Annotated in this window: 11 protein-coding genes; 1 reads left to right on the top strand and 10 read right to left on the bottom strand. The window is 41.7% G+C overall.

Translation table 11 applies throughout. From position 1 onward, the window contains the following. Positions 1-97 precede the first annotated feature (97 nt). Entirely contained in the window at positions 98-2,149 is a 2,052-nt protein-coding gene (locus CC90_RS0111365; RefSeq protein ID WP_051869473.1) for a methyl-accepting chemotaxis protein, read from the bottom strand. A gap of 218 nt (positions 2,150-2,367) precedes the next feature. Here CC90_RS0111365 and CC90_RS25175 point away from each other — a divergent pair, with 218 nt between their 5' ends. Beyond that, positions 2,368-2,583: a helix-turn-helix domain-containing protein gene (locus tag CC90_RS25175; protein WP_031390893.1), complete on the top strand. Its 216-nt coding sequence runs from the start codon at positions 2,368-2,370 to the stop codon at positions 2,581-2,583. Between the two features lie 225 nt (positions 2,584-2,808). On the opposite strand, the gene CC90_RS0111375 is transcribed toward CC90_RS25175, so the two are convergent. From CC90_RS0111375 to CC90_RS22350, 9 genes are all read right to left on the bottom strand, one after another. Further along, positions 2,809-3,624 (bottom strand): alpha/beta fold hydrolase, encoded by an 816-nt coding sequence (locus tag CC90_RS0111375; protein ID WP_031390894.1) that lies wholly within the window; start codon positions 3,622-3,624, stop codon positions 2,809-2,811. 89 nt (positions 3,625-3,713) lie between these two features. Continuing rightward, a complete protein-coding gene (locus CC90_RS0111380) occupies positions 3,714-4,241 on the bottom strand; it encodes a GNAT family N-acetyltransferase (protein WP_031390895.1) in 528 nt (175 codons plus the stop codon). A 297-nt stretch (positions 4,242-4,538) separates the two neighbouring features. After that, positions 4,539-5,453: a GNAT family N-acetyltransferase gene (locus CC90_RS0111385; RefSeq protein ID WP_031390896.1), complete on the bottom strand. Its 915-nt coding sequence runs from the start codon at positions 5,451-5,453 to the stop codon at positions 4,539-4,541. A gap of 159 nt (positions 5,454-5,612) precedes the next feature. Further along, the gene (locus tag CC90_RS0111395; protein WP_031390897.1) at positions 5,613-6,623 is read right to left on the bottom strand and encodes a protein-glutamate methylesterase/protein-glutamine glutaminase; all 1,011 of its coding nucleotides are present in this window, start codon (positions 6,621-6,623) and stop codon (positions 5,613-5,615) included. 55 nt (positions 6,624-6,678) lie between these two features. Then, on the bottom strand, positions 6,679-7,494 hold the full coding sequence (locus CC90_RS0111400) for a CheR family methyltransferase (RefSeq protein WP_031390898.1): 816 nt from the start codon (positions 7,492-7,494) through the stop codon (positions 6,679-6,681). 87 nt (positions 7,495-7,581) lie between these two features. Next, positions 7,582-9,276: a methyl-accepting chemotaxis protein gene (locus CC90_RS0111405; RefSeq protein ID WP_031390899.1), complete on the bottom strand. Its 1,695-nt coding sequence runs from the start codon at positions 9,274-9,276 to the stop codon at positions 7,582-7,584. A 12-nt stretch (positions 9,277-9,288) separates the two neighbouring features. Then, positions 9,289-9,786, bottom strand: a complete 498-nt coding sequence (locus CC90_RS0111410) for a chemotaxis protein CheW (protein ID WP_242843298.1) — start codon at positions 9,784-9,786, stop codon at positions 9,289-9,291. 37 nt (positions 9,787-9,823) lie between these two features. After that, positions 9,824-10,228, bottom strand: coding sequence for a response regulator (locus tag CC90_RS0111415; RefSeq protein WP_031390901.1), 405 nt, complete (start codon positions 10,226-10,228; stop codon positions 9,824-9,826). 2 nt (positions 10,229-10,230) lie between these two features. Then, positions 10,231-13,704: a PAS domain-containing hybrid sensor histidine kinase/response regulator gene (locus tag CC90_RS22350; protein WP_051869475.1), complete on the bottom strand. Its 3,474-nt coding sequence runs from the start codon at positions 13,702-13,704 to the stop codon at positions 10,231-10,233. Positions 13,705-13,726: the final 22 nt, after the last annotated feature.

A 13,726-nucleotide genomic window follows, 5' to 3' on the forward strand; every position in this document is an offset into this window, starting at 1 on the left:
ACCGGGTCTTGGCTTTTGTCGTTCTACTTTCTTTGTTATGATTATAACCGCTGTCCACTCTTACTGCTTTCCCCGCTTCGGTAATCCTATCGGCGCATTAATGCAGCTTAAACTTACTAACCTCTTCATTCAGCAGCGCTGCCTGAGAAGCCATCTCCTCGCTTGTGGCAGAGTTCTCTTCCGCTGTTGCCGCATTATTCTGTATAACTGCCGAAACCTGGTTGAGCCCCTCCCTGATCTGATCGATTGAAATCGTCTGGTCGGCAGATACCTCCTCAATTCTGGAAATGCCTTCTACCACTTTCAAGGTATCCACTTCCACTTCCTGTAAAAATTGAGCCGTCTCTTCTGCTATTTTTGTACCGGTTTCCACATCTTTCAAAGAATTCTGGAGCAGTTGTACTGTCTGCTTGGCCGCCTCTGCCGATTTTTGGGCCAAATCACGCACTTCGTCTGCCACAACAGCAAACCCTTTTCCCAATTCACCGGCTCTGGCCGCTTCAATAGCTGCATTCAAGGATAACAGGTTTGTCTTGGAAGCTATTCCATCAATAACTTTGGTAATATCCGCAATCTGGTTGGCAGAGGATTCAATATCCACCATGGCTACCGTTAACTGCTTCATGCGCTGATTGCCCACATTCAAACGATCTGCCGTATGCTTCAACTGCCTGGTAGTTTCTTTGACAAAATTCAGATTCTCGTCTGCCTGCCTTGCGATTTCAATAGAAGAAGCATTCAGCTCTTCCACCGTAGCTGCCTGTTCCGTAGAGCCTGAGGCAAGCGCCTGTGCACCGCCGGATACTTGTTCTGAACTGCTGCTTACCTGCGTGACCGACAGGCGGATGGCAGACAATGTATGATTCAGAGACGCTGATATTTCTTCAAAAGCCTTTCTGATAGGCGCAAATTCTCCCACATAATCCTGTTCCAAATGAATACGCATATCTCCTTCTGCCATAGTTCCCAAAACAGAGGCAATCTCTTGTATATATGCAATATAACGCCTTAATTGTACCACTGTGCGGTTAATGGCCTCTCCCATCTGCCCCACTTCGTCTTTGGAAGTTACCTTTGCTTCAACCTCAAGATTTCCCTCTGCAATAAGATTTGCCGTGTCAGTCAATTCTTTGACGGGTCTTACGATTGACTTCGAGACTGTCAAAATCATAAAGAATATACAAAGGATAGCTAAAAGGAATATAATCAGCAGCGTTCCCGCCACCACTAAATATTCTTTATTGAACTCCGTATTCGGAAGGCCCGTGGCCATTATCCACCCGGTATCCCCTACCGGTTCCAGATAACCGTGACTGGCAATTCCGTGTGAGATGTATTTTATACTTCCCATTGTCCCTGATAAAATTGCATTTTTAAAATTTTCCGACATATCCGTCTCTGAAACGTTAAGATTAACATATCCTGCTTCCGGATGGTAAATAATCTGTCCCGTACCGGTTGTCATAATATAAAATCCGGTATCTCTTAATGTATAGCTTCCGACAGTCTTCGCCAGGCCCTCTAAAACAAAATCTAATCCGGTGACACCGATAATTTCGGATGTTCCTGATTTATATACGGGCGAAACTACGCTGACAATCTGTTTTTTTGTAAAGCTGTCTTCATATGGTTCGGTCATAATCGTTCTATTTTTGTCAAGAAGTTCTATGTACCAGGAACGTGTCGTAATGTCCCATCCGGTATTTATAACAGCACCGTCCGACTGCGCAATCTGACTGGAATCCACATCTGCCACCCAAACGGACAAGATAGTGTCGGAGTTTGCTTCTTCGATATTGGTAAGCGTTTTATATACCGCAGAGAAACTGCCGGCCTGATCGATATTCGTTCCCGGCTTAGTCTCAGTAAACAACATTTCCATCTGGGTATTTAAGGAAAGCTGTTCTGTAATTTCCTCATATCTTGCAAAATATCCCTCCACCTCATTCGACGCAGCCAGTGACTGGGCGCTCAGTTCACTTTCGCTCAAACGGGTCACGAAGGCAATCACAATTCCTACGATAATAATACCTACAATTAAATAGGAAAGTATTACCGGACCTCCGATGGTGACAAGGATTTTTGTAAAAAGTGTCCTAAATTCTCCTGCATGTTTTTTGGGTTTCTTAATTTCTTCCTGTACTGTCATATCTACTGCTCCTTTGTATAAATGTATTTTATTTACCGTCTCATTCTATATATCCGTATTCGCTATTATACGGGTAAATATTGCATTAACTTATAGCTATTGGGTTATAAATAAATTTATATTTTATTTTATATCTAATGTTTACATTATATAATTTACACATCATTTATGCAAGCATGAGTTTTTCGATATAATTAAGGCTAAAAGAGGAGGTTTTTATGGTACGCTTGCGCATATTGCAAATATTATCAGAGCAGAATCATACAAAATATTGGCTATATAAACAAATGGATTTAAGCTATCAGAATTTTAACCGCATGGTTACGAACCAAACTTCGTCCATAAGGTTTGATAATCTTGACAAATTAAGCAAGATCTTAGATTGTCCTGTTGGGGATTTATTCGAAATAATAGAAGACGTAAATACTAAATAGCCCCTCTTTGCGCTAATAACAAAGAGGGGTTATCAATACCCATTCAAAAAACGTCAAACAACCTCTCCTTCTGTTGTCTCCAAATACAGGATTTCTTTGTTTTCTGTTTTTTCTATAATTTACTAATATCAACATAAAAAAGAGGCTTTACGGCAGTTGTTATACTCTCTGCCGTATTGCCAATAGCCGTAAGCCTCAATGTGACATATATCCGCATATGCAGCCCTAATCGGCACGCATACTTTGCGTGGTCATAAATTCTATTACTTTCCGGTTAAAAAATTCATATCCATCAAAATTGGAATTATGACCGGCCCCCGGAATGACGACCAAAGGATAGCCGGTTTCTTTCTCCCACATTTCATTGTACTTTTTCACATATCCCACCTTGTCTTTTTCTCCTAAGAACAAAAGCACCGGACATTTAAAGTCCACTTCTGGGTATTTCGTGAAATCCCGATAAAGCGCTTTTGCCGCCTCCAGCATTCCCTTCTTCCCAAGCCGGACAAGTGCCTGATAAAAGGATAACCTGGCTTCTTCCGTCGTGCAGGCACTCTTTGCAGATAATTTGCAGTAAAACTCATACGGGTACCATCTCGCAATAGCATCATAATGATCGGTCCAAAACAACTCCGATTTCTTATAATACTTTAACCCGAACGGTGTAGAGTCGATAGATATAAAGCCAGCCGTTTTCTCAGGATAAAATAATGCAAACGCCTGGGCACAGTATCCGCCTGCAGACTGCCCTGCCATGACCGCCTTTTCAATTCCTTCTGTCTCCAGAATCTGGTTCATATCCGCTGCGGCATTCTTAAAGGAAAATCCCTTGTAAGGCCTATTCTCCCCGTGCAGCGGCATATCCCATGTTATCACGCACATCTCATCCTGCAGATATTCTGTCTGCTTATCGAAAAGAGTATGATCCGCCGTCAGACCATGGGTGAACATAATGGCACCTTTATCCTTTGTACCGGCAAACTCCTCATTGATCCAATAGAATACTTTTCCTCTGTTATTTTCAATATATTTTTTTACCATAAACCTTCCTCTTTTAACACTGCTTTTTATACCTGCATTTTCATGCCTTCATTTTCCGATAAATATCCTGCAAAATCTTCAGAGAACCTTCAATCACGGGCATCCTCCTGATTCAAAACAGCATATACATAAGTATCCCAATAAACAGGCCTGCCCTGCTCATCGTTATGAAAAGAAACATTTTTTATAAAATGGGCTTCCTTCTTAAGCCCGCATTTTTCCATCAGTTTCCATGACGGCGCATTTTGAGGTGCACATTCTGCGAAAATTCTGTGTATGCCATGAGCAAACGTGTAGTCCATCGCCGCTGTACAAGCTTCCGTCCCATAACCTTTGTTTTGATAATTCTCATTAAGGACATATCCGAGTTCTTTTGCATTGAAATCCCTTTTTCCCAAATAAATGTTTCCGATTACCTTATGGCTATCTTTTAACTCAATCGCAAAGAATTCATCGCTGTCTGCTCGGTATGCAATTTCCTGCTCTGCTTTCCCAGCCGTAAAATCAGGATAACTCTCGAATTCGGCATGGACACGCTGCATCATGTATTCACATAAATCTTCTTTATCGCTTAATTCGAAGTTTCTGATAACCAGCCTTCGGGTTTCTATTTTCATGGGCACCCCCTGTTCCAATTTCTAAATTTATATAAACAACATCAGTCATTTATAATACAAACATATTTTACCATAGCATTTTAAGAATGCATACAAAACCTTCCCGGAAAGTTGCAAAAAATCGTAGAAAAATAATTCCTGCGAAAAAACCTGTTCTTATAAGAATTCGTTTTTTATTACTCATGGGATTCTTACCGGCACAACGTTCTCTAAATGACTATACATAGTTCCGAGAATGATTTTTCTTAGACAGCATTGGACAAACGCGGGTGTAGCGGGGCTGCATCGAGGCTTGGCCTAGGCATGCGATATCTCCGGGAACATCATTTTTTCTGTTTCCACCAGCTTCAGGCTATCTCCCATAATAAATAAGGTGCTGTCTTCTACTATGTGAGGATTAATGTCGTACCCCTCTTTCTTCGCCGGCGTGAATCCAAGCTTTATCTCCGATACGCTTCCAAATGAAGCAGCAAGTTTGTCAACATCTATCGCATCTTTGCCTATCATCTGATATATTTTAAGCGTATCTGCCTTTAAATCAGCAATAATATATGCCCCCATATCCGGCAAATAGTATACACTTTCTTTAAATTCTGCTGCCAGCCAGAACTGATACAATCCGAGGTTGTCGCACATACTGAAACCATCGTTTTGATTATTTCCCCTTACCGAGGAATCATATTCCGTTATGGCACTATACAGTTTATCACATGTCCCCTTGTAAGACATATCCATTTTTTCAATCCGATATGCGTTTCTTCCCATACTCGTTATTGCTCCATTTTCCCTATACACTTTGCGGCTATACTCATATTCTTTTATCGGTGTGAATCCGAATCTCGGATAATATTCCAGAACGCTGTCATTTCCAAACAGATAAATTCCATCGGCCTTTCCCCGATATTCTTCCAGAATCTTTTCCATTATGTATCTGTTAAGCCCCTGACCTCGATAATCAGGGTCGGTCATCACAGTTCCAAGCTGAATATATTTTTTCTTCTCCCCGCTCACATCGAATTCCATGAGATTAACCGACACATTCGATACCACCTTGCCGTTGTCTTCCAGAACATGAGGTATATATTTATCTCCCCATTGTCCTCTTTCATACCATTCTATGAAATTAAACCCGTATACCTTCTGTGTCAGCTCGTTAAAACTTGCACGCAGTTTTTCATTATCTCTCACATTTATAATATAATTATATTTCATATTTCACATTCTCCTTTAGCGATGTGCAGCCATTGTATCTCATTATTTAAAAATCGCCCTGCCAGCTAAAAGCCGGCGGAGCGACCTTCGCTGCCACCCACATGCCATCCTTACGGATAAAAAGCACATAATCTATCATATATTGTAATCCCTCTACTGTTACAGCATACTCATCAATGCCTTTGGCACCCCCAATAACGGAACCTGTACTTCTACCGCCCCTATATCATACGCTGCTTTGGGCATACCATATACGACACATGACTTTTCATCCTGTCCAATGGTCCTTGCCCCTTTTCTTTTCATTGCCAAAAGTCCCTTTGCCCCATCGTACCCCATTCCGGTTAAAATAATACCAATCGCTTCGTTTCCTGCTTTTTTAGCTACAGAATCGAATAGCATGTCCACCGAGGGGCAATGTCCGCTTAATTTTTCACCGCTGAACACCTCTACCTTATATTTGCCTCCAAGTTTGTTAATCCGCATATGCCGGTCTCCGGGAGCGATTAAGACCTTCCCTGTCTCCACATACTCCCCATCCTCAGCCTCTTTTACTGCTAATGAGGTTTGGTTATTCAAACGTTCCGAAAACATTTTGGAAAACACCGGCGGAATATGCTGTACAATTACAATACCGGGAATATTCGCCGGCAGTTGCATAAGTATACTGTACAAAGCTTCGGTTCCTCCTGTGGAAGCTCCCATGGCGATAATTCTGTTTTCGGGAAAATGATTGCCATATACTTGTCCGGCAATTACTGTATTATGCGGAGTCACCTTGGAAACTGCCGCAATTTTTATCTTGGAAATCAGCTCCTGTATGAAAATCTGCATATTCGCGGCTGATTTATCGACAGGCTTTGCGACAAAGTCCACGGCTCCCGCATCCATAGCATCGAATACCGCTTCGCTCAAACCGCTGACTATGATGACCGGAATGGAATACTGCGGAAGAAGTCTTCGGACAAATTCTATTCCGTTCATCCTTGGCATTTCAATATCACAGGTCATGACATCCGGTTCCCATTCCAATATTCTGTCTCTGGCCTCAAAGGGGTCCGATGCCCTTGCCACAACCTCGATATTTATGTCTGCCCCGATTCCCCTTATAATGGCTTCCCGAAATACAATACTATCATCTACGACCAATACCTTAATCTTTTTCTTCATTTTTGCATACACCTAAGCTCAATCCGCATAGATATCCTCCAGCATAAAATTCCGGTCAATTTTTCCTGTAAACAGCAGGCATAACATATTGGAATCCGGTCCTGGCCCTGTTCACCGTTTCCGAGTGCCCGATAAACAGATAACCCCCGGATTCCAGACGGTCATAAAACTTATCCACTAACAAATCCCTCGTTTCATTGTCAAAATAGATCATGACATTCCGGCAGAATATAACATGAAACTTTTTCTTAAAAGGAAATACCTGCTCCATCAGATTGAATTTACGAAATATAATCTCATTTCTTATCCTCTCTTCGACTATCCAGTTCTTCCCGTCATATCTGCGGAAATAATTTTCTTTCCACCGGGAAGGCAGCGGATTTATCCGCTCATCGCTGTAAATTCCGCTCATCGCTGCCTCCAAGGCACTCTGGGATATATCGGTGGCCAATATTTTTTTATCCCACCATAATTTTTCCGGCCCCAGATATTCATCCAATATCATGGCAAGGGTATACGCCTCTTCTCCTGTAGAGGCGGCCGCGCACCAAATCCTTAGATCTTTTTCATGAACGGACTCCTTCAAGCCGGGAAGGACCTGTTCCTTCAGAAAATCGAAATGCCCTGACTCTCTCATGAAAAAAGTATGGTTGGTGGAAATCTTATCGATCAGGGTTATGACAGCCTGTCCGGTCTTATCTCCAAGTACATATTCAAAATATTCCGTAAAGCTGTTGCATCCCTTTTCCAAAAGGACACTTTGCAGTCTTCCCATGACCAAAATTTTTTTCTCAGCTTTCAAATTAATACCATAATTCTTTTTTACATATTCCGTAAGCTGTTTAAATTCTTTCTCTGTAATTTCAACCATGCTAACCTCTGATCCAAGCCAAAAAGAGTTACTGTTCACTCCGTTTTCAGTAACCAAAAAGACTTCTTTTGTCATGCGGGCAGCAAATTAATACTTGCCGAACTCCTTATCGCTCAGTATTATTTTTTTTGTATTTTTTGCTTTTTCATGTCCTGTTTCCGAAGGAACATTTTCTTTTCCATAGTCAGGCTGCCTGTCTTGATATTCCGTATGCGCATAATATTTCTTAACTTTTCTTAACTTGAATTTAGCAACCTGCTCTTCCATCAAAATAGCCTGACTTGCCAACTCTTCACTGGCGGCTGCACTTTCCTGCGCTGTCGCGGAGTTGGTCTGTACTACTGTTGAGACTTGCAGAATACCCTGATTGATCTGGGCAATGCCGGAAGCCTGCTCATTGGATGCTACCGCGATATTGCCGATAAGCTCTGCAACACTTGCAATTCCTTCTACTATTTTATTCAAAGCCTCTGCAGTTTCATTGGCAATCCTTGTCCCGCCTTCCACTTTCTTCACGGAACCCTCAATCATCGCTGTCGTTTCTTTCGCCGCATTGGCAGAACGTGCGGCAAGATTTCTGACCTCCTCGGCGACCACTGCAAATCCTTTGCCGTGCGCACCCGCCCGTGCTGCCTCCACTGCTGCATTCAGCGCCAGAATATTGGTCTGGAATGCAATGTCGTCAATCACCTTAATAATCTTGGAAATATTGGTAGAAGCTTCATTGATAGCCTCCATTGCCTCCAGCATTTCTTTCATCTGACGATTGCCTTCCATAGCGCTTATTTTGGCTGATTCTGTAATATGATTCGCATCTTTTGCATGCTCCGCATTTACTTCTGTCTGAGCTGCAATCTCTTCTATAGACGCGGACAATTCTTCTATAGAGCTGGCTTGTTCCGTCGCCCCTTGGGAAAGAGCCATACTGGAATCGGATAACTGGGTGGAACCCGCCGATACCTGCTCTGCCGCATTATTAATGCTGGACATAACTTCATTAAGATTATCTGTCATTCTCGAGAAAGCTTCCGCCAATATACCGATCTCATCTCTGGCATTATAATCGATCTCTACATCCAGATCTCCCTCTGAAACCCTTTCCGCGATTCTAACCATTTTTACAATCGGCTTGCTGATAATTCGGGAAATAAAGATCCCCAATGCTACCGCCGCAATAATTGCAATGATTACAATGATAATGACTGTCGTGATCGTACTTTGTGCTTCTTGTGAATATTCCACCGATAGCCTTTGTCCATTGTCATCCTTTAACTGAAACAGTACATCGATGGAACTCGTGATTTCACTGACAACTCGCGCGCTTTCATCCGCACGGAGCAGGATGGTCGCTTCCTTCTGATTTCCTGAAACGGCATAATTTACAATCTGTTCCTGAATAGGCGCAAACTCTTCCAGGGAAGCCTTCAGGTCGGCAAAAGCCTTTTTTCCTTCCTCTGTCTGCAGGGATGTTTCAAATGCATCCATAGCCGCATCCATTTTTTCTTCTTTTTCCTTTATACTTTTTACATATGTATCGCTGTTTTCTCCGTTTCCTTCAATTACCAAATCCCTTAAATTAACCCTGATCTGCTGATAGCATACGGAAACATCTGCAATATCTCCCAGCGGAATACCATATTCTTTATATAAGGAACTATATTCTTTATCCAGTGAATTCATATTATAAATTCCTACAATTCCAACGATTCCAGCAATTATAGCCACTAATACGAAACCGAATATTAATTTAGCACCTATTTTCATATTGTAAAACCATTTCATAAGCTCATCCTCCTACATATTCCCCAGAGCATCTATTTCCTGCTCATTCAGTAATCTCTCACAGTCCAGCAGCAACTTTACCTGATTTTCTACTTTACCGATTCCCCTTATGTACCTGTTACCTCCGCCTTTTATATCCGGAGGCGCCACAATTTCTTCTTCCGGTATCGTCAATACCTCCGAAACGTTGTCAACGATCAAGCCGATAGGCACCCCTCCGATATCTACTACGATTACGCAAGTCCGGTCGTTATAATCCACCCCCTCTTTTTTGAACCGCAGCCTGACGTCCATGACCGGTATGATCTTCCCCCTGAGATTAATAATTCCCTTGATGTAATCCGGCAGTTCCGGGACCTCTGTAATGGGCTGTATGCCTATAATCTCGGTCACACATTTTATTTCGATACCATATACCTCGTTACCGACCTGAAAGGTTAAAAATCTGTCTTTTTGCGTATCCTCCTCCTGCTCCAGCAACTCCGTTTCGTCCATCTTTTTCTCCAGCATGTTCCCACTCTCCTTTTCACCCTCAGTCAGAATATTTCTATTCTTTTTCCTGAATCATTCCGAAATCTTCCAGCACCTTGACCAATTTTGCCGTATCGATTGGTTTTGCAGCGTAAGCGTCGCATCCTATTTCAAAAGCGTTCTGAACGAGCTGCGTTTCTCCAAGCGCTGTGATCATTATTATCTTGGATCTTTTCTCCGGAGAAATTCCTTTCTGATTCTCCAGATCCCTGATAGATTTTAATACTTTTACCCCGTCCACTTTGGGCATCATGATATCCAGACAGATCAAATCATATAATTTATTCTCTTTGATCGCCATCAGACAGGCATCCAATGCTTCCAGTCCATCTACCACCAGATCACATTCTCCGTAACGGTTAAGAAATTTAAACAGAAACCTTCTGCTGACAAAATCATCCTCTGCTATTAATATTCTCATATTTACTCCTCCTCGGAAGCAAGAAATTCATTTTGCAATATCTGAACTTCCTTTTCTATTTTTTTGATGTTTTCTGCAGCATCACCCATATTTCCCCGTCTGGCGGCAAGTTCTATTTTAAAAGCCATATCCTTGATTTCCGCACATTCCATATCTATAGACTGTTTTTTTACCGTATGGGCAATTTCTTCAATCAGCTCCAGATTCCCCTTCTCCGCAGCATGTTCCAGCATTACAATGTTCTTTGCTATTTCATGCAATAATCCTTCAGCCTTTCTGCTTAGCCGGTCCGTATTTTTACTTGCAAACCCTATCTCTCCGCTATCGGTAAGAAAAATACTATCCGGCAACAAGCCGGTCTCCTCCTTTCTCCGTGTGATCTGTTCAATGGTTAAAAACAACTGATTCATATCGATGGGCTTAGGTATATATTCATCCATTCCCAAGGCCAAAAACCTTTCTTTGTCTCCTTTCAACACATAAGCAGTCAATGCCACAATAGGCGTATAAAAACTTGTCCCTTCCATTTCTCTGATCTTCTGTACGGCCTCCAATCCATTCATCTCAGGCATCTGAATATCCATAAGGATCAAATCATATCTATTTTTTGCAAATAATTTTAGTACCTCTAGTCCATTTCTGGCTAAGTCAACCGAATATTCCCTCTTCTCAAGCATTTTTAGAATCACCTTTTGATTGATCAGATCATCCTCCGCCAGTAAAATCTTTAAATTATTTTTTGTACCGGATAAGCTGGCGGTCTGTACCGTCCTCTCTTCAATGGCTTTTCCAATCTGAAAGGGGAGGTTAACATAAAATGTGCTCCCTTTTCCTTTTTCACTTACCACCCCAATACCTCCGCCCATCAATTCTGCAAGCGTCTTGGATATAGCGAGGCCAAGGCCGGTTCCGCCATACTTTTTGGTAAATGACCGTTCCACCTGATTAAAGCTCTGAAACAAATGCCGGATATCCTCCTGTGTCAGACCTATGCCTGTATCAGAAACAGAAAAATGAAGTTCTACATGAGATTCCGTTTTATTCAGTATCCTGATCGCCAGGGATATGCTTCCTTCATTTGTAAACTTTACCGCATTACCAAGCAGATTATGCAATATTTGTCTGAGCCTGTTAGAGTCTCCGGTCAAATACCTGGGAATAGAGGCGCTGAAACCATAGTTCAATTCAAGTCCTTTTTCTTCCACCCGAAGGGAATAGGTCTTTACCAATTCCTCTACCAGTTCTTTTAAATCAAAGGTTATGTTTTCTATGGATAGTTTTCCTGCCTCCATTTTTGAAAAGTCTAAAATATCATTGATGATTTTGAGCAAGGAATTGGCACAGGTTTTTGCCATCTCAAGGTTTTCCCTTTGTTCATGCTTCAGCTCGGTCAGCAATGTGAGCTCTACCATTCCTACCATACCATTGATCGGCGTTCTGATTTCATGACTCATATTTGCAAGAAATTCACTTTTGGCCCGGTTGGCGGCCTCTGCTGCTTCTTTGGTAGATATCAGGCGCAATTCTGATTTCTTCATTTCAGTAATATCCGAAATAATAGCGACTATCTCATCTCCATAAGGACTATAAATCGAGAAAGAAAGCCATCTATTGTAAATATGCGAAAAATATTCTTCCATATTTACACTTTTTCCCTGCATTATTTCCGTAAAATATTGTTCTTTAATATCCATCAGCAGCCCTTTGCTGTCAGGGAAAACTTCGATAAAGTTTTTCCCCACAATCTGGTCTCTGCTTACGGAGAACAACTCTTCAAAAGACCGGTTGACCTCTACGATAGATACATCCACCGTTTCATACTTCGGACTATGCTGCAGCCTGAAATACGCATAGGCACTCTTCATATTCATAAACAGGGAATAATATTTTTCCTGATTGATTTGGATATCCAACTCTGCTTTCTTTCTCTCGGTAATATCTCTTACGATGCTAAAGAGGATTTTTTTACTCCCGATGTTTATTTCCTGAGAACTTACTTCCACCTGAAAAGAGCTTCTATCCTTTCTTATATGAATTGCCTCAAAGAAGACTTCTCCGGCCTCTGTCTCCTCCATCAGTTTCTGGCTATATCTCCAATCTTCCCGTATTCTATTTATATTCATTGTGCAAAGCTCTTCCAGCGAATATCCATAAGCTTTCACCGCTGACTTATTAGCCTCTATAATGCTGCCGTCCGTATTCAATAAGAAAATAATATCTCTGGCATTATTGATTATTTTCCTGTATCGCTCCATATCTTCTTCTGCTTTGATTCTCTCCGTGATATCATAAATGGAGCCTATATATCCTGAAAATCTTCCATCCAGCCCGTAATAGGGAGTATCCAGCGATACACACCAGCGGTATTCACCGTCATAGCGCCTTATGCGGACTTCCTGCTGGTAATTCTTTCTCTTACGCATGGCGGCGGTCCGTTTTCTTAAATAATTATCCAGATCATCGGGATGAATGATCTTATCCCATCCATCTTCCAATACTTCTTCTATTGTCTTTCCTGTAAAATCATTCCATACCCGGTTTACATAATTGCATTCCAGATTTTTATCTGTCATCCAGGCAAGAGAAGGCAGCTGGTGCAGGATATTGCTGCAAAAATCTCTGGATTCCGTAATCAGCCTCTCCCGCATCTTGCTTTCCGTAATATCCATCAAAGTAACAATACAACTTCTTTCATTATTTACTATGATAGGAACTACACTGATTTGAAACCAATATTCAAGCTGTTCTCCGCTTTTTATCAATACTTTCTTAACTTCCAGCTTACTAGTTTTGACTCCCCTTCGGATGGCCTGATTCACTGACCTTCGGAAGACACATCTTGCACACTTCTTACCGTATTGGCATCCCAACTGGCTCCGAAAGCTTTCCCTGCATCCGAATGCATCTCCGAACCGTTCTCCCAGCGCCTCTTCTCTCGATTTCCCAATAAGCTCCAGCGATGCGTCATTGATCTGTGCAATACGAGCGTTTTGATCCATTATGATCATGCTTACGGGCGCGACATCAAACATGGTTTTCAAGTTGTTCTTTTCATTGAGATGTTCTATCTCCAGCGTTTTTAATCTCGTAATATCTCTGAGGATGATAACAACACCGATGTTTTCCGATTTAAAATTTTTTATGGTGGAGCAAGTTGCGGAAACAAATTTCCGCGTATTGTCTTCCGTTATGATTACCGTACTGTTTTCCAACCCTTTGATGGTATCATGTTCGATCACGGCAGAAATAGGGCTTGGAACTCTTATGTTGGTACCTTCCTTATAGAACTTCACGACTTCATCGAACGGCTTTCCCCTGACTGTGGAAAATCGTGTATCCAATATATTCTCCGCCATTTGATTCATAAAGAGAATTTGCCCTTTTAAGTCTGTCGATATCACTCCGTCGCCGATACAGCTAAGCGTAGCCGCTGCCAATTCAAGATTATTTTCATCCGATAGATATGTATTTACCATAAACACCTCATTCCTGAAAATC

It is taken from the genome of Kineothrix alysoides (assembly GCF_000732725.1).
GTDB lineage: Bacteria > Bacillota > Clostridia > Lachnospirales > Lachnospiraceae > Kineothrix > Kineothrix alysoides.

Excerpts from the sequence above, each read along its gene's own strand:
- CC90_RS0111365 (WP_051869473.1), bottom strand. The coding sequence starts at position 2,149 with ATGACAGTACAGGAAGAAATTAAGAAACCCAAAAAACATGCAGGAGAA.
- CC90_RS25175 (WP_031390893.1), top strand. The coding sequence starts at position 2,368 with ATGGTACGCTTGCGCATATTGCAAATATTATCAGAGCAGAATCATACA.
- CC90_RS0111375 (WP_031390894.1), bottom strand. The coding sequence starts at position 3,624 with ATGGTAAAAAAATATATTGAAAATAACAGAGGAAAAGTATTCTATTGG.
- CC90_RS0111380 (WP_031390895.1), bottom strand. The coding sequence starts at position 4,241 with ATGAAAATAGAAACCCGAAGGCTGGTTATCAGAAACTTCGAATTAAGC.
- CC90_RS0111385 (WP_031390896.1), bottom strand. The coding sequence starts at position 5,453 with ATGAAATATAATTATATTATAAATGTGAGAGATAATGAAAAACTGCGT.
- CC90_RS0111395 (WP_031390897.1), bottom strand. The coding sequence starts at position 6,623 with ATGAAGAAAAAGATTAAGGTATTGGTCGTAGATGATAGTATTGTATTT.
- CC90_RS0111400 (WP_031390898.1), bottom strand. The coding sequence starts at position 7,494 with ATGGTTGAAATTACAGAGAAAGAATTTAAACAGCTTACGGAATATGTA.
- CC90_RS0111405 (WP_031390899.1), bottom strand. The coding sequence starts at position 9,276 with ATGAAATGGTTTTACAATATGAAAATAGGTGCTAAATTAATATTCGGT.
- CC90_RS0111410 (WP_242843298.1), bottom strand. The coding sequence starts at position 9,786 with ATGCTGGAGAAAAAGATGGACGAAACGGAGTTGCTGGAGCAGGAGGAG.
- CC90_RS0111415 (WP_031390901.1), bottom strand. The coding sequence starts at position 10,228 with ATGAGAATATTAATAGCAGAGGATGATTTTGTCAGCAGAAGGTTTCTG.
- CC90_RS22350 (WP_051869475.1), bottom strand. The coding sequence starts at position 13,704 with ATGGTAAATACATATCTATCGGATGAAAATAATCTTGAATTGGCAGCG.